Origin of the sequence: Streptomyces sp. NBC_00513 (assembly GCF_041431415.1) — a bacterium.
In the GTDB taxonomy this organism is placed as follows: Bacteria; Actinomycetota; Actinomycetes; order Streptomycetales; family Streptomycetaceae; genus Streptomyces.
Map to the genome: position 1 here is coordinate 4,088,693 of NZ_CP107845.1, position 15,933 is coordinate 4,104,625.

At 71.0% G+C, this 15,933-nt stretch carries 11 protein-coding genes and 2 pseudogenes; 5 read left to right on the forward strand and 8 right to left on the reverse strand.

Annotated elements, in window-relative coordinates; all coding sequences use genetic code 11:
- Positions 1 to 56: 56 nt before the first annotated feature.
- Positions 57 to 932, reverse strand: coding sequence for a Cof-type HAD-IIB family hydrolase (locus OHA84_RS18840; RefSeq protein ID WP_053684033.1), 876 nt, complete (start codon positions 930 to 932; stop codon positions 57 to 59).
- 189 nt (positions 933 to 1,121) lie between these two features.
- On the opposite strand from OHA84_RS18840, the gene OHA84_RS18845 reads away from it, so the two are divergent.
- Positions 1,122 to 2,024, forward strand: coding sequence for an LLM class flavin-dependent oxidoreductase (locus tag OHA84_RS18845; protein WP_053684035.1), 903 nt, complete (start codon positions 1,122 to 1,124; stop codon positions 2,022 to 2,024).
- Between the two features lie 112 nt (positions 2,025 to 2,136).
- On the opposite strand, the gene OHA84_RS18850 is transcribed toward OHA84_RS18845, so the two are convergent.
- From OHA84_RS18850 to OHA84_RS18860, 3 genes are all read right to left on the reverse strand, one after another.
- Positions 2,137 to 5,205, reverse strand: a complete 3,069-nt coding sequence (locus OHA84_RS18850; RefSeq protein ID WP_266970642.1) for a tetratricopeptide repeat protein — start codon at positions 5,203 to 5,205, stop codon at positions 2,137 to 2,139.
- Positions 5,202 to 7,148 carry an HSP90 family protein gene (locus tag OHA84_RS18855; protein WP_266970640.1) on the reverse strand — a complete coding sequence of 649 codons (1,947 nt, stop codon included), beginning with the start codon at positions 7,146 to 7,148 and terminating at the stop codon, positions 5,202 to 5,204. Before OHA84_RS18855 ends, OHA84_RS18850 begins: the two co-directional genes overlap by 4 nt.
- 129 nt (positions 7,149 to 7,277) lie before the next feature.
- Complete coding sequence (locus OHA84_RS18860) at positions 7,278 to 7,817, reverse strand: RNA 2'-phosphotransferase (RefSeq protein ID WP_266970638.1); 540 nt, start codon at positions 7,815 to 7,817, stop codon at positions 7,278 to 7,280.
- A 134-nt stretch (positions 7,818 to 7,951) separates the two neighbouring features.
- On the opposite strand from OHA84_RS18860, the pseudogene OHA84_RS18865 reads away from it, so the two are divergent.
- Positions 7,952 to 8,629: pseudogene (locus OHA84_RS18865) on the forward strand (aquaporin); the annotation flags it as partial.
- Between the two features lie 418 nt (positions 8,630 to 9,047).
- Here OHA84_RS18865 and OHA84_RS18870 read toward each other — a convergent pair.
- The 4 genes and pseudogenes from OHA84_RS18870 to OHA84_RS18885 all read right to left on the reverse strand — a co-directional run bounded on the left by OHA84_RS18870 (position 9,048) and on the right by OHA84_RS18885 (position 12,912).
- Positions 9,048 to 9,962: a MerR family transcriptional regulator gene (locus tag OHA84_RS18870; protein WP_266948669.1), complete on the reverse strand. Its 915-nt coding sequence runs from the start codon at positions 9,960 to 9,962 to the stop codon at positions 9,048 to 9,050.
- A 10-nt stretch (positions 9,963 to 9,972) separates the two neighbouring features.
- Positions 9,973 to 10,128, reverse strand: a pseudogene (locus tag OHA84_RS18875) (metal-dependent hydrolase); the annotation flags it as partial.
- 103 nt (positions 10,129 to 10,231) lie between these two features.
- A complete protein-coding gene (locus OHA84_RS18880; RefSeq protein WP_199826687.1) occupies positions 10,232 to 12,013 on the reverse strand; it encodes an SDR family oxidoreductase in 1,782 nt (593 codons plus the stop codon).
- Positions 12,010 to 12,912 carry a M24 family metallopeptidase gene (locus OHA84_RS18885; RefSeq protein ID WP_234350348.1) on the reverse strand — a complete coding sequence of 301 codons (903 nt, stop codon included), beginning with the start codon at positions 12,910 to 12,912 and terminating at the stop codon, positions 12,010 to 12,012. Before OHA84_RS18885 ends, OHA84_RS18880 begins: the two co-directional genes overlap by 4 nt.
- Before the next feature lie 222 nt (positions 12,913 to 13,134).
- Between OHA84_RS18885 and OHA84_RS18890 the strand changes: the two genes are divergently transcribed.
- Genes OHA84_RS18890 through OHA84_RS18900 form a run of 3 tightly spaced genes read left to right on the forward strand, consistent with a single transcriptional unit; the run spans position 13,135 to position 15,927 of the window.
- Positions 13,135 to 14,142 carry an ABC transporter ATP-binding protein gene (locus OHA84_RS18890; protein WP_053684044.1) on the forward strand — a complete coding sequence of 336 codons (1,008 nt, stop codon included), beginning with the start codon at positions 13,135 to 13,137 and terminating at the stop codon, positions 14,140 to 14,142.
- On the forward strand, positions 14,132 to 15,019 hold the full coding sequence (locus tag OHA84_RS18895) for an ABC transporter permease subunit (RefSeq protein ID WP_053684046.1): 888 nt from the start codon (positions 14,132 to 14,134) through the stop codon (positions 15,017 to 15,019). The genes OHA84_RS18890 and OHA84_RS18895 overlap by 11 nt, the downstream gene beginning before the upstream one ends.
- The gene (locus OHA84_RS18900; RefSeq protein ID WP_053684048.1) at positions 15,016 to 15,927 is read left to right on the forward strand and encodes an ABC transporter ATP-binding protein; all 912 of its coding nucleotides are present in this window, start codon (positions 15,016 to 15,018) and stop codon (positions 15,925 to 15,927) included. Before OHA84_RS18895 ends, OHA84_RS18900 begins: the two co-directional genes overlap by 4 nt.
- The last annotated feature ends 6 nt before the right edge of the window (positions 15,928 to 15,933 follow it).

Here is a 15,933-nt window from a genome sequence, read left to right on the forward strand (position 1 = left end):
CCCGCTGTCAGCGCCGGCCCGGCTGCTCCCCGGCCCGGCCGCTTCCGGTTCGGCTCCTAGCCGGTGTGTTCGGTCAGGATGCGCTCGATGACGAGGGCGACCCCGTCTTCGTTGTTGGCGACCGTGCGGCCGGACGCGGCCGCGATCACGTCGGGATGGGCGTTGCCCATGGCGTACGAGGTACCCGCCCAGCTGAGCATTTCCACGTCGTTCGGCATGTCCCCGAAGGCGACCACCTCGGCGGGGGAAATGCCGCGCTCGGCACAACACAGCGCCAGGGTGCTGGCCTTGGAGACTCCGAGTCCGCTGATCTCCAGCAGGGCGGTCGGGCTGGAGCGGGTGATCGACGCGTACCCGCCGGCGACGGAACGGGCCAGGAGCAGGAACTCGTCAGGTGCCAGTTCGGCATGGTGCGCGAGCAGCTTCAGCACGGGTTCCGCGCTGTCGTCGAACTCCTCGTGCAGCAGCTTCTCGGCGGTGGCCACCGTCGCACCCGGGTCCTGGAAGAACGGCGGGTAAGCCGGCTCGTAATTGATCCCGGTGGTGCGTTCCACGGCGAAGGTCGTACCGGGAGCGGCGGCCCGCAGGGCGTCCACGACCGTGAGCGCGGTGGCCCGAGGGAGCCCCCGGACCTGTACGAACTCGGGGCCGGCGTGGAGGTCGACCACGGCCGCGCCGTTCGCGCAGATCGCCAGACCATGGCCGTGGACATGGTCGCTGACCACGCCCATCCAGCGGGCCGGGCGTCCGGTCACGAAGAAGACCTCGATCCCGGCCTCCTCGGCGGCGGCGAGTGCGGCGACGGTGCGGGGCGAGACGGTCTTGTCGTCGCGCAGCAGGGTGCCGTCGAGGTCGGTGGCGATGAGCCGGGGAGAGGGGGTTGGCCCGTCCGGGCGCTGGGGAGCCGAGGTCACGGTTCCATCTTCGCCCATGGGCCCATGGCGCTGGACCAAGATCGGCCGGCCTGCCGCGTGGGATTCGCTGCTTCCCGCTGCTTCCCGCTGCTTCGCGGTGCCGCCGCGGGTCCCGGGCGATGTTTCACGTGAAACCGAGCCCGGTCGGAGGCGGAGACCGCGAATGTTTCACGTGAAACACGCGGGCACCGCCTTACGCTCGCCTGTATGAGTCTGCGTCTGAGCACTGTGATTCTCCCCGTCCGACCGTGGCACGAAGGAGGCCGCGACCAGTGGTCGAGGGCCGAAGAGCTCGGGTTCCACACCGCGTACACCTACGACCACCTCACCTGGCGGACCTTCCGTGACGGCCCCTGGTACGGCGCGATTCCCACCCTGACCGCGGCGGCCTGCGCCACCGAGCGGATCCGATTGGGCACGCTCGTCACCTCGCCGAACTTCCGACACCCGGTGACCCTGGCCAAGGACCTGATGTCCCTGGACGACATCTCCGGCGGGCGCGTCACCCTTGGTATCGGGGCGGGCGGCAACGGCTTCGACGCGACCGCGCTGGGTCAGGAACCGTGGACCCCGCGCGAGAGGGCCGACCGCTTCGCCGAGTTCGTGCCGCTCCTGGACCGGCTGCTGACCGAGGACGCGGTGACCGAGGACGGCGCCTTCTACTCCGCCGTGGAGGCCCGCAACATTCCCGGATGCGTTCAGCGGCCGCGGTTGCCGTTCGCGGTCGCGGCGACCGGGCCCCGCGGCATGAAGGTCGTGGCGCGACACGGCCAGGCCTGGGTGACGGCGGGTGATCCGAAGGTCTTCGAGGGGACTCCCGAGCAGTCGTTGGAGGCCCTGCGCGGGCAGCTCGGCAAGCTGGAGAAGGCCTGTGTGGAGATCGAGCGCGACTTCGGGGCGATGGAGAAGGTCCTGCTGACGGGCTTCACCCCGGAGCGCGGCACGCTGCTGGGATCCGTGGACGCGTTCGTCGACTTCGCCGGCCGCCATCAGGAGCTCGGTTTCACGGAACTGGTCGTCCACGCACCGATTCCGAACTCCGACTTCGCCGCCGACGAGGCCGTGTTCGAGCGCATCGCCACCGAGGCCCTGGCCCAGCTCGAAGGCTGAGGCCCTGCCGGCCCGGACACGAGAGCCGTCCCCGTCCCCGTCCCGCCGCGATGAAGCGACGGGACGGGGACCCGCAGGGTGTCGGGCCCTCAGGCCCTCAGGGCATCGGTCTTCAGGCCCTCAGGCGGGCGATGATCCGTTCCGCGTTCGGCAGCATCCATTCCTGTGTGACGCCTTCGGGCAGCGCCCGGAGTTCCTCCATCAGCGCCGTGATCCGCTCGACGCCCGCTTCCGGGCGGCCCAGCTCCTGTTCGGTCCAAGCGGCGTTGTTCATGCACTGGAAGCGGTCCTCCAGGTGGTCGTGACCGAGCTCCGCGTAGACGACCGCGGCACGGTCCCACAGACGGATCTCCTCCAGTCGCAGCGCCGTGAGCTCCGCCTCGCCGAGCGCGGTGACCGCTGAGGCAGCGCTCTCCGCCCCGCCCTCGTCGTCGTTCTCCTCGTCGGCCCCTTCCATCGCCCGGACCTGACGGTCCAGGACCTGCGCCGACTGGTGCCAGGTCTGCGCGAGTTCGGCCCGGAGCTCAGGGTCCTGCGGATCGGCGGCCGAAGCCGCCTCCAGCACCCCGGCCGCCTCGTCCATCAGGGCCCTGGCCGCGGCCACCGTATCCGCGGTGACCTCCTCGCGCAGCGCCAACCAGGCCGACGAACGCAGGATCCGCGCCTCCGCGACCGGCGCGCCGCCCGCGCGCCGATACAGCTCCAGAGCCCGTTCGTACGCGGCCACCGCCTCTCGCACCAGCTCCGTTCCGGCGAGCTGGTCGGCCGCAGCCTGCGCGAAGCCCGCCTGGGGACGCGGGTCCTCCCAGTCCTTGGTGAGCTCCGCGGCGTGCAGGTACTGCTCCGCCGAGGCCGGCAGGTCCCGTACCTCGCGCAGGAGATCCCCGAGGAACTCCCGTACGAAGACGGCCTGCTGCTCACCGTGCTCCAACAGATCCGGCAGCGTCGACTGCACCACTTCCGCGGCGTCGGCGTACCGCTCGGTCCGCGCGTACGCCCGTGCCAGCAGCAGCCGCGCCTGCGCGCCCCCGTCCGCGCTCAGACCCGCCTGGTCGAACCAGTGCGCCGCCGTCAGCGCGTGTTCGGCGGCCTCCTCGGCTCCGTCGCGTCGACGCAGCAGGGTGTCGGCCAAGGTGAGCCGTACGACGCCCTGCTCCTCGGGATCGGTCAGCTCGGCGGCGTGTTCGAGCCCGGACCGGGCAGCTTCCTCCGCCTCCTCGGGCCTGCCCAACGAGAGCAGTACGCCGGCCCGCAGCACCAGGGCGTCCACCGCCTGCCAGGGGCAGCCCGCCGCGACGGCCCGGTCGGCGGACGCGGCCAGCGACGACAGGGCCCGCTCCGGGTCGCCCTGCGCGAGGATCACCCGGCCCAGCATCTCTTCGGCCTCCGCCGCCACGTCGGGCAATGACTGCGCGTACGAGGTGATGAAGGAGTCGAGTTCGGCGGCCAGTTCGGCGTGGCCATGGTCCTGCTCGTGGTCGTGCCCAGCGTCGTGCCCGGACTCGTCGTGCTCGTGGGCGGCCTCGATCGACCGCAGGTACGGCTCCAGACGGATCGTGGTCAGCTCGGCGCGCGCGATGCGGCGGGCCCGTGCCGGGTCGGCCGGATCCAGCGCCTCGGCGGCGCTGAAGGCCGTCGCGAGCAGCCTCCGCGTCTCCGTCGGATCCGCCCCGGCCTGTGCGGCGACGCCCGCCAGGCGCAGCTCCGCCAGCGCGGCTCGCTCCGCCTGCCCCAGGGCCCGGTAACGGTCCCGGGCGGCTGCCAGCAGTTCCGCCGCCTCGGGGGCTCCGGCACGGGCCGCGGACACGGCCCGATGGTCCGCCAGGTCCGCAACGAGCAGCGGATCCACCTCCGATTCGGGGAGAGCCGCCACGCGTACGGCGAGGTCGGACCAGAGTGCATCCGCCCCCGGGTGTCCCTGATCGCGGGCATGCCGGGCCCGTTCCGCCGATGCGTCGACGTCGGCCCGTGCCGAGGCGTCCGAGGGCTCCGGGGCGGCCGGGTTGGCCGGGACGGGCGTCCGGGTCGGGACGGGTGTCGGGACCGCGGTCGGTGCGGCTTGCGGCAGCGCCGAACTGCGCACTCCGAGGGGCAGTACGTCGACCAGTGGGGCCCGACCGAGCCGGGCGAGGAACCGGTCGGACACGCGGCTGTTGCCGTTGCGCGCGTCGAACCGGCGCGCGATGTCCAGGCAGCCGGCGCGCAGCACCGCGTACAGCTCGTCGACGGAGTGGGCGGAACCCTCGCAGGGGACGGACGCCCCGGCGCCGTGGCCGAGCGTGGTGAGCCGCTCCAACAGAACGAGCACACCGCCGTGGAAGTCCAGTTGGGCCTTGACGTCGGTGAGCGGCTTGAGGTGCGTGTCGTGGTCGAAGAGGATCTCCAGTCCGCGTGCCTCGTTGCCGGTGAGGGCGCAGAACTCGATGTGTTGGCCGATCGAGCGCAGCAGGCTCTCGTTGCCGCGCGCCAGGCGGTAGCCGCGCAGGTGATGGGCGCGGGCCTCGTCGAAGCGGCCTTGGCGGAGCAGCGGCAGCAAGGATCGGGCGAGTACCCGGTGCGGTTCCTCCTGGCAGGTCTGCTTGCCCGCGAGCACCGGCTCCCAGATCTCGATCGCCTTGGCGTCGTCGCCCTTCGTGGCCCAGAACGCGCCCTGACTGTTGGTCTCGCAGGCGTGGCAGTCGCTCATCTCGTCGCGCTCGGCGGCCTGCCAGGCGGCGACCGCGCGCTCCGCGCGCTCGTCGTCGCCGATGGCGTCCGCCAGGTAGTACTCGGACTGGCGCACCGCGCGCTCGCTGTATCCGGCGAGGCGGTAGCGACGCTCCATGTCCTCCAGATAGCCGGCGGCGGAAGCCAGCGGGATCTCGGGCGAGTTGATGATCTGGCCGGAGACCCATTTGAAGCGCCAGAAGAGGGAGTGGGCCTCGCCCCGGTCGAAGGTGCCGGGATCGCGGTCGTACTCCTGGAGCAGCCGGGCGAAGGGGACCATCATGCGGGTGCGTTCCGAGCTGTACTCGTACGCGTCGACCAGGGTCACCAGCGCGTTCCGGAACAGGGCCCGGTCGCCGCAGACCTCGGCCGCCGCGGCGAGTGCCTCGGCCTGGGCGTTGCGTGCGGCGCCGTGGGGGAGGAGGTGGTTCTCGTGCAGCGCCTTCCGGATCTCCTCCGGGGTCAGGTTGCTCACTTCTCGTTCTCCCGTGTGTCGGTGGAGTGGGTCGCCCATTCCAGGAGGCCCAGGAAGGCGCGGTTGAGCAGGGTGGAGTCGGCGGGGCGCAGCGGTCGCTGGGACATCAACAGTGCCTGCCCGTAAAGGGATTCGACGGCGGTCGCGGTCAGGGTCGTGTCGGGGAGGTTCGCGATGCGGCGGATCAGCGGGTTGTTGTGGTTGAGGACCAGGCGGGCGCGCGGCGCGGAACCCCGCAGGGCGCCGAGGATGCCGGTCCACAGGGAATCGGCGCTGTCGAGGGCCGCGGTCCGGTCGCGTTCCTGGCGGGCCTGCCGGTCGTCGAGGTAGAGCGCGGGGACGGACACGGGCTGGAAGGCGCGCAGCACCACGTCACAGCTCTGGGGTTCGAGCCGGGTGCGGGCGGTGGACAGGAAGGAGGCGAGGGCCAGTTCGACGGTGGTCGGGACCGGGTCGAGCCGCTCGGTGACGGCGCCGGCGTCCAGCTCGGTGACCTTGAGCTCGGGTCGTACGGCGGGAAGGAGGGCCAGCAGGTCGGCGTCGTAGGTGTAGCCGGCGTTGATGACGCCGAGGCCGTGTGCCGCGGCGATCGGGGCGATCTGGCGGAACTCCTCGACGGTGCGCGTGAAGTGGATGTCGGTGTGCGCGGCAGCGAACTCCTCCAGGCTCATCGACCCCTCGCTGGTCTCGAACGGCAACCAGGGCAGCATCAGGCCGAGGAGTTCGGCGTCGTGCCGGGCCAGGGACTTCACGCCGAGGTGGTGGACGGCGAGGAAGGAAGCCAGTCGTTCCGGGTCGCTCGCGGCGAGTTCTGCGAGCCAGGCACGGATCCGGGCACCGAGGGCCTCGCGGACCGCGGCGAGGGTCTCGTCGTCGTACAGGTTCTCGCGGGAGGCGGTGGGCCGCAGGGTGTCGGTGTCGAGCACGACGCGGACGAAGAAGGCCCACTCCGGCAGCAGGTTGTCGGCCTGGTCGGTCAGCAGCATGCCCTTGAGGTGGACCCGGTGTCCGGCCCGGTGGGCGGGGCTGGTGGGTTCGGCGAGGACGTAGGCGACTCCGCGCACGCCGGCGACGGGCAGGTCGAGGTCGATGCTGTCGAGCGGGGTGAAACCGAAGAGCTGCGCGCAGTGTCCGGCGAGCGCGACGCGACGGGCGGCCGGGGTGGGGAAGGAGCGGTCCCACACCGCGGGCCGATCGGTGATCGGGCGGGGCTCGTCGCCTTCGCCGTCGTCGAAGGTGATGTCGTGGTGGAGCAGTGAGCCGTAGTCGCGCGCGAGCCGTTCGACCCTGGCGGGCTCGGTCCATTCCTCGGCACCAGGGCGGGTCTCCAGGTGGACGGTCGTACCGGGTTCCGGGCGTGCTTCGTGGGGAAGCTCGCGGACGGTGTAGGAACCGTCGTCCGTGGCCAGCCATTCCACGGGTGCCGCGAGGGGGTCGCGTGCGGACCGGGTGACGACGCGGATCTGACGCGCGACGACGAAGCAGGCGAGCAGTCCGATGCCGAACTGGCCCAGGAACTGCCGGCGGGTGTCCTCCAGGCCCTGTTCCTCGATGCCGCCGTTGCCGCGCTTGGAGCTGCGGCCGATGGTGGCGAGGAGGGAGTGGGCCTCGGCCGCGGTCAGGCCGATGCCGGAGTCCTCGATGGTGACACGGCCGGCGGAGGCGGTGAGACGAATGCGGACCTGTGCCTCGGGCTCGTGCGCGTGGCGGGCGGTGATGGCGTCGACGGCGTTCTGGAGCAGCTCGCGGACGTAGACGCGCGGGCTGGAGTACAGGTGGTGGGAGAGCAGGTCCACCAGGCCGCGCAGGTCGACCTGGAAGCTGTTGACCGCGGGTCCGGTCGGGGCTTCGGTCGCGATGTCGCTCGGGGCGTCGGACGCGGCTTGGGACGGGGCGTCGGACGCGGCGTCGGATGCGGCTTGGGATGTGGATTCGGACGTCATGGGGCGTCACCTCACGTGTTCGCATGGATGGTTCGGCGATCGCGAGGTGCCCCCCTCACCGATCCCGGAGTGGGAACAGGTTAGGGGGATGATCTGACATTCTCCCTGTGAATTGTGTGGGTCGCCGCGTCACTGGAAGCGCAGGAACTCCGGCGGTACGGCGTCCACCAACCACACGCCGTTGGCGCTGATCCGGAACACGTGTCCGGCCGCCCGCATCACGCCTGCGTCCACGCTGAGTACGACCGGTCGGCCGCGTCGCGCGCCCACCCGGGTCGCGGTCTCCCGGTCCGGGGACAGGTGGACGTGGTGACGGGCCATCGGGCGCAGGCCCTCGGCGCGGATGGCGGCCAGGGTCGCGGCGACGGTGCCGTGGTAGAGGTACGCGGGCGGTTCGGCCTCGGGGAGGTCAAGGTCCACGGCGACCGTGTGTCCCTGGTTCGCCCTGATGCGGGTGCCGTCGATGGCGAAGCGCTGTTTGTCGTTGGCCGCGACGACGTGGTCGAGTTCCGTCCGGGTGATGGGGAATCCGTGGCCGGCCGCCGCGTTCAGGAGGTCGTCGATCTCGACCCACCCGTGTGGGTCGAGCGCCAGTCCGATCCGTTCCGGCTGATGTCGCAGGTGTTTCGAGACGTATTTGGACACCTTCACGGTGCGTCTGTCATCCATGGCCCCAGCGTGCCGGGTCGCGGGCCCTCGCGGCAGTGATTTTCGGTTGGGTCGGTGAACCTGGACTCCCCCTATCGCGTTTCCAAGATACGGAATACATTTTCCGCTGAGCTGACGTCCTTGGGGGAGAAATCATGACAATCGATGCTTCGCTGCCACGTCGTGCGACCGCCGAGCTCATCGGTACCGCAGGCCTGCTCGTGGTGGTGATCGGTTCGGGGATCCAGGCCGCCGCCCTGAGCCGAGACACCGGTGTCGCCCTGGTCGCCAACTCGCTCGCCTCCGCCATCGGCCTCGGCCTGATCATCACGCTGTTCGGGCCGTTGTCGGGCGCCCACCTCAACCCGGTGGTCACGCTCACCTCCTGGTGGGCGCGTCGCACCGGAGGTCAGGGGCTCGACGGCAGGGACGCCCTCGTCTACACCGCTGCCCAGACCGTGGGCGCCATCGCCGGTGCGCTCCTCGCCGAGGCCATGTTCGGGCGCCTGCCGGGGACCTTCGCCACCCGGATCCGCGGGGGCGGGCATCTGCTGATCGGCGAGGTCGTCGCCACCGCGGGCCTGGTGCTGGTCATCCAGGGGCTCGGCCGGATCGGCCGGGCCAAGCTGATCCCGGCCGCCGTCGCCGCCTACATCGCGGCCGCGATCTGGTTCACCTCGTCGGGCTCCTTCGCCAATCCCGCGGGCACCGTCGGGCGCGCCTTCAGTGACTCCTTCACCGGGATCGCCCCCCAGTCACTGCCCGGTTTCGTGGCGGCCCAATTGCTGGGCGGGATCCTCGGCCTCGCCCTGGCCGGGGCGCTCTACGGCAATGCCCGCACCGATCGCACCGACCGCGGTGCCCGGCGCGCAGCCGGGTCGGCCGCCGGATCGGACGCCGCAGCCGGGTCGGCCGCCGGATCGGGTACCGCAGCCGGGTCGGCCGCCGGATCGGACACGGGATCGGGTGCCGGTCCGGACAACGGGCAGGCGGGGGGTCCGGATGCCGCGCCGGACACCACGTCCGGCGTGGGCCCCGACGGAGGGCGGCGCGACGCCCGGCCCGGATCCGGTGGCGCAGAGCTCGGGCCGGAGACGACGATGGCCGATATCCCCCGCCCCGACCCCCGGCTGGGTATCACTGCTTGAGACCGAAAGGGGTTGCCCACAGGGAAACTTGACTTGTCCACAGCCGATTCAGTCGGTTTTGCAGGCAAGAGGGCGATTCGCCCTGTGGACTACTGATCGATTACTACCGGCCGCCCCTGCCGACCAGTTCGTTCATGGTCCGGGCCTGGATCTCCCGTTCCGTCGCCGCCCGGACGAACTCCGCCACATGGTCGGGGCCCACCAGCTCCTGCACCGCCCGTACCGTCGCGGCCGGCAACGCCACCGGGGTGGGCCCCGAAGGCTGCTCGGCCCCGGCCGCGCCCAGGTGCTGCTGGAGGTGGCGGGTGGCCAGCAGCCTCATGGCGCGTGCCAACTCCGCGTCCACCGTCTGTTGGGCCAGCGGCCGCAGTCTGCGGACCATCGCCGCCGCTTCCGACGCGTCCGTGTCCGTGGGCGGGACGTGCCCCAGATAGCGGGCGAAGACGTGCTCGGTGGTGAACTCCAGGAAGCGCGACGCGATGTGCTCGACCTGCCCGCGCAACTCCCGCAGATGGCCGGTGATCGCCACGAGCGGCACCCCCGCCGCGTACAGCTCCGAGGCCACCGCCAGTTCCTGTGGGGACGGCACCAGGAACTCGTCCGGGCGGCCCGGGATGCGTTCCAGCACCCCGAGCTCGCACGCCTCGCCCACCGCGTCGTCGTCGGGCCGCCCGCCGAACCGCTCGTTGAGTTCGGACCGGCTGATCCGGTCAGCCTCCTCGTCGGTCCACGGCCCGTGCACCTCGGCCACCAGGCCCAGGACGCCGCCCAGCCCGCGCCCCGCGTCCCACGCCTCCAGCAGCTCCTTGATGGAGGCCAGGGTGTATCCGCGGTCCAGCAGGTCCGCGATCTGGCGCAGCCGCGCCAGGTGCGTGTCCCGGTAGACGTTCGAACGGCCTCGTCGCTCCGGCTTCGGCAGCAGACCGCGGTCCTGGTACGCCCTGATCGTGCGCACCGTCGCGCCGCTGTGGTGCGCCAGATCCTCGATCCGGTACTCGGCTACCGCCTGATCGGACAATCCCGGCTCCCTACGACATGGCGGCTCGGCCGACCGCGCCCGCCGCGGTCCGGGCGGCAGGTGGCGCCGCCAGGTACTCCACCGCCCTGCGCAGCGAGCCCTCCTGCGAGGGATGGTACGACCGCCGCGGTGAGCGGGGTATGGCCGTGCCGCGCTCTCTCCGCGTCGACGGGGTCCGCGCGGCCCCCGTCGACCTGCCGCTCACCCCCTGGGCTCCGGCCCGCTCACCCCCGGGGCTCCGGCCCGCTCACTCCCGGGTCCCGGCCCGTTCACAGCCGGGGCTCCAGTTTCGCGATCCGTCGCAGGGCGCCCGGCGCGAGGCGGGACAACAACAGGGCGCCCTTGGACTCGGGTGTCACCGGCACCACGGCCTGGTTCTTCACGACGGCCAGCAAGATCGCGTCCGCGACCTTCTCCGGCGGGAAGTTGCGCAGGCCGTACAAGCGCGAGGAGCGCTCCTGCCGGCGCTTCTCCTCGGCCTCGTCCACGCCGGCGAAGCGCGAGGTGGCGGTGATGTTGGTGTTGACGATGCCGGGACAGATCGCCGAGACACCGATCGACTTCGAGGCGAGTTCCGCGCGCAGGCACTCCGACAGCATCAACACCGCGGCCTTGGAGGTGCTGTACGCGGGCAGGGTCTTGGAGGGCAGATAGGCGGCGGCCGAGGCGGTGTTGACGATGTGACCGCCCTGATCGCGGTCGGCCATCTGCTTGCCGAAGATGCGGCAGCCGTGGATGACACCCCACAGGTTGACGTCGAGGACCTTCTTCCAGTCCTCGGCGCTGGTGTCGAGGAAGGATCCGGAGAGCCCGATCCCGGCGTTGTTGACCAGGACGTCCACGATTCCGTACTCGGCGGCGACCTTCTCCGCGAGCTTCTCCATCGCCTGCTCGTCGCTGACGTCCACGCATTCGCCCCAGGCCTGGGGGGCTCCCACCAGACGGGCCATGTCGGCGGTGCGCGCCGCACCCTCCGCGTCCCGGTCCACGCACACGACTCGGGCTCCGGCCTCGGCGAAGGCGAAGGCGGTGGCCCGTCCGATGCCGCTGGCTGCGCCGGTGACCAGGACCAGTTGGCCGCCGAACCGGTCGGCGTACCGGCCGGGGGCCTTGTGCTCCGGGGCGCGCGTCGCCGGTTCCTCCCGAGCGTTGACGAACTCGGTGATCCAGGAGGCCAGTTGATCCGGTCGGGTGCGCGGCACCCAGTGCTTCGCGGGCAGGGTGCGCCGCACCAGGTCCGGGGCCCACAGTTCGAGTTCGTCGTAGAGCCGCTCGGACAGGAACGCGTCCCCGGTGGGCGTGATCAGCTGCACGGGTACGTGCGCGTACGCGTCGGCGCGCGGCCTGCGCATCCGGGATCGCACGTTGTCGCGGTAGAGCCAGGCCCCGTGCGCGGCGTCCGAGGGCAGGGACGCCGTCGGGTAGTCGCCGGCCGGGACCTTCTCCATGCGCTGGAGGATCCGGGGCCACTGCTTGCCGAGCGGTCCGCGCCAGGCCAGCTCGGGCAGCACCGGAGTGTGCAGCATGGCCACGTACCAGGACTTCGCGCCCTGGTTGAGCAGTTGGGCGGCCCGGCGAGGGGTGGGCCGGGCCATCCGCTTCTTGATCCAGTGCCCGAAGTGGTCGAGGGAGGGCCCCGACATGGAGGTGAACGAGGCGATCCTGCCCTCGGTGCGGGAGACCGTCGCGAACTCCCAGCCCTGTACGGAGCCCCAGTCGTGGCCGACCAGGTGCACCGGCCGGTCCGGGCTCACCGCGTCGGCGACGGCCAGGAAGTCGTCCGTCAGCTTCTCCAGGGTGAAGCCGCCGCGCAGGGGGACGGGGGCCGACGAGCGGCCGTGGCCCCGTACGTCGTACAGCACCACGTGGAAGTGCTCGGCCAGCCGCCGGGCGACCTCCGACCAGACTTCCTTGCTGTCCGGGTAGCCGTGCACCAGCACGACGGTCGGCCGGTCCACCTCCCCCAGCTCGACGACGCACAGTTCGATACCGCCGGTGCTCACCCGGCGCTCGCGCGCGCCTTCCAGACCCGTTCCGCCGATGCCGCTCATGCCGCCTTCTCCTCAGCCCAGCGCCGCACGTGCGGCAGATCGTCGTCCAACCAGAAGGCGCTCTCCTCGGGGTCCCGGGAGTCGGTGACGACCAGGATCTCCTCGAACTTCGCGCCGGTCCCACGAAAGCCCAGATGCGGCTCCACCGCCCACAGGCCGGGCCGCGGCACGTGATCGGAGAAGTGGTAGGGGCTCCACAGCGGTGACCAACCCTCGCGGTGCCCGTGCAGGGCGTCGCTCGCCAGGCCCTTGAGGGACTGGGTGCCGAACCCGAACGCGGTCGGTGACCAGCGCCGCTCCCTGACCCGGTCCAGCTTGTGGGCGATCACGCCGAAGGGATAGGCCCGGTGCCGGTTGGCGTAGCCCTGCCGGGTCATGAGCCGTTCGACGTTCTCGTATATCTCGCGCAGGGAGCGGCGCTCGCGGACCTGGCTCAAGATCAGCTCGCGGTGCGGTCGCAGGTCCGCCATCAAGCGGTCCTGGACGGGATGCAGACCAAGGCTCCCCGAGTATCCGACGTCCGCGGCGTAGCCCTTGTGGACCGGGGCCATGTCGAGGATGAAGGGCATCCCCGGCTCCAACCTCCGGTTCGTCGGGAAGAACTGCAGGGGGATCTTGAAGTTCGCGAAGGCGGTGCGGTCTCCGAACCACGCGAACGGCAGGTGGAACCAGTCCCGCACACCGCGCTCGCGCAGCCACTCGCGCTGCATCCGCGCCGCCTCGCGTTCGGTCACGCCCGGGCGGAGCTGCGCCGCCACGGCCTCGGCGCACTCGTAGGCGAGGCGTTGGACCTCTCTGAATCCGCGCAGTTCGGCGCCGAGCCCGGCGACTCCCGCGGTCCCGGTCGCTCCGGTGAACGCTGAGCGTCGCGTCGTGCGTTGCTTGGTTTCCCCAGCCATGCCAGCCGTCCGTCCGTGTCCGTGTAGCCGTACGCGCCCGTAACTTGACACTGATGAATGTGACAATGACCGGCGATCACGTCAAGGCCCGTGCACGGACCTGTGGACAAACTTGTCCGGGCCACATCAGCCTTTGGGCGGGTCCTGTAGTCCTCAAGGCGGAGACGGGATCCGGCTCCTGGTCTGACGATCCGCGCGGCCCGCGCCACTAACGTCGAGCCTGTGACTGTCATCGCGACCGAAAGCCTGAGCAAGCGGTACCCCCGAGTGACCGCCCTCGACCGGCTCTCCCTGGACATCGGGCCCGGCGTTACCGGGCTCGTGGGTGCCAACGGAGCCGGCAAGTCCACGCTGATCAAGATTCTGCTGGGACTGTCCCCCGCCACCGAGGGCCGTGCCGCCGTGCTCGGGCTCGACGTCTCCACGCATGGCAGCGCCATCCGTGAGCGCGTCGGCTACATGCCCGAGCACGACTGCCTGCCGCCCGACGTCTCGGCCACCGAGTTCGTCGTACACATGGCGCGCATGTCCGGGCTGCCCCCGACCGCCGCCCGTGAACGGACCGCCGACACCCTGCGCCACGTGGGCCTGTACGAGGAGCGCTACCGTCCCATCGGCGGCTACTCGACGGGCATGAAGCAGCGGGTCAAGCTGGCCCAGGCGCTCGTCCACGACCCCCAGTTGGTGCTGCTCGACGAGCCCACCAACGGCCTCGACCCGGTCGGTCGCGACGAGATGCTCGGCCTGATCCGCCGCATCCACACCGACTTCGGGATCTCGGTCCTGGTCACCTCCCACCTCCTCGGAGAGCTGGAGCGGACCTGCGACCACGTCGTGGTCGTCGACGGCGGCAAGCTCCTGCGTTCCAGTTCCACCAGCGACTTCATGCAGAGCACCACGACCCTGGCGGTCGAGGTCACCGACTCCGACACCCACCCGGACGGCACCGCCGCGCTGCGCAAGGCGCTCACCGCGGCGGGCATCATCCTGCAGGTGGGCGAGGAGCAGGGCCTGCCCGGCGCCGGCCACGTCCTCCTCGTCGAGGCGACGGGCGAGGAGACGTACGACACGGTCCGCGACACCGTCGCAGACCTGGGTATCGGTCTGGTCCGCATGGAGCAGCGCCGCCACCACATCGCGGAGGTCTTCCGCGACAACGACCCGTCCGCGCCGCCCGCCCCGCAGGTGCGGCCCACCCAGCAGAAGGGAGCCGGTTCCGATGGCGCCTGACACCTCGACCCAGATCCACAACATCGGCTACCGGTCCTACGACGGCCCCCGGCTCGGCCGTGCCTACGCGCGCAAGTCGCTGTTCTCGCAGTCGCTGCGCGGCGCGTACGGCCTCGGTCGCTCGGCCAAGTCCAAAGTGCTGCCGATGCTCCTCTTCGCGGTGATGTGCGTTCCCGCACTGATCATCGTCGCGGTGGCCATCGCGGTGCCCGGCTCCACCGAGCTGCCGATCAAGTACACGACGTACGCCCTGACCACCCAGGTGATCATCGGCCTGTACCTCGCCTCCCAGGCCCCGCAGTCGGTCTCCCGGGACCTGCGCTTCAAGACGGTGCCGCTGTACTTCTCGCGGCCCATCGAGCGCGTGGACTACGTCGTGGCCAAGTTCGCGGCCATGGCCTCGGCCCTGTTCATCCTCACCGCCACCCCGCTGCTGATCATGTACGTCGGCTCGCTGCTCGCGAAGTTCGACTTCGGGGACCAGACCGAGGGCTTCGGGCAGGGCCTGGCCTCCGTACTGCTCCTGTCGCTGCTCTTCGCCGGCCTCGGCCTGGTCATGGCCGCACTGACCCCGCGTCGCGGGTTCGGCGTCGCCGCCATCATCGCCGTGCTGGTGATCCCGTACGGAGCGGTGACCGCCGTACAGGGCATCGCGTACAACACCGGCTCCACCGGCGCCATCGACTGGCTGGGCCTGTTCTCCCCGATCACCCTGATCGACGGCATCCAGACAGCCTTCCTCAACGGCACCTCCGCCTTCCCCGGCGGCGAAGGCCCCACGGCCGGCATCGGCTTCGTCTACCTGCTCGTCGCCCTCGGGCTCATCGCCGGCTCCTACGCCGCCCTGATGGCCCGCTACCGGAAGGCCGGGCTGTGACCATCATCGACATCGACCACACCTCCCGCTGGTTCGGGAACGTCGTCGCCGTCAACGACGTGACCATGCGCATCGGCCCGGGTGTCACCGGCCTCCTCGGTCCCAACGGTGCGGGCAAGTCCACGCTCATCAACATGATGGGCGGCTTCCTGGCCCCCTCCACCGGCACGGTCACTCTCGACGGGACGCCGATCTGGCGCAACGAGCAGGTCTACAAGCAGATCGGTGTCGTGCCCGAGCGCGAGGCCATGTACGACTTCCTCACCGGCCGCGAGTTCGTCGTCGCCAACGCCGAACTCCACGGACTCGACGACGCGGCCGCCCAGCGGGCCCTGGCCACCGTCGAGATGGAGTACGCCCAGGACCGCAAGATCGCCACGTACTCCAAGGGCATGCGCCAGCGCGTCAAGATGGCCTCCGCCCTCGTCCACGAGCCGTCGGTGCTGCTCCTCGACGAGCCGTTCAACGGCATGGACCCGCGTCAGCGCATGCAGCTCATGGATCTGCTGAGGCGCATGGGCGACGAGGGCCGCACCGTGCTCTTCTCCTCCCACATCCTGGAGGAGGTCGAGCAGCTCGCCTCCCACATCGAGGTGGTCGTGGCCGGCCGGCACGCGGCCTCCGGTGACTTCCGCAAGATCCGTCGCCTGATGACGGACCGTCCGCACCGCTACCTGATCCGTTCCTCCGACGACCGGGTCCTTGCCGCGGCCCTGATCGCCGACCCGTCCACCGCCGGTATCGAGGTCGACCTGAAGGAAGGCGTCCTGCGCGTCCAGGCCGTCGACTTCGGTCGCTTCACCGAGCTGCTGCCGCGGGTCGCCCGCGAGCACGGCATCCGGCTGCTGACGGTCTCGCCCTCCGACGAGTCCCTCGAGTCGGTCTTCTCCTACCTCGTCGCGGCCTGAAGGAGC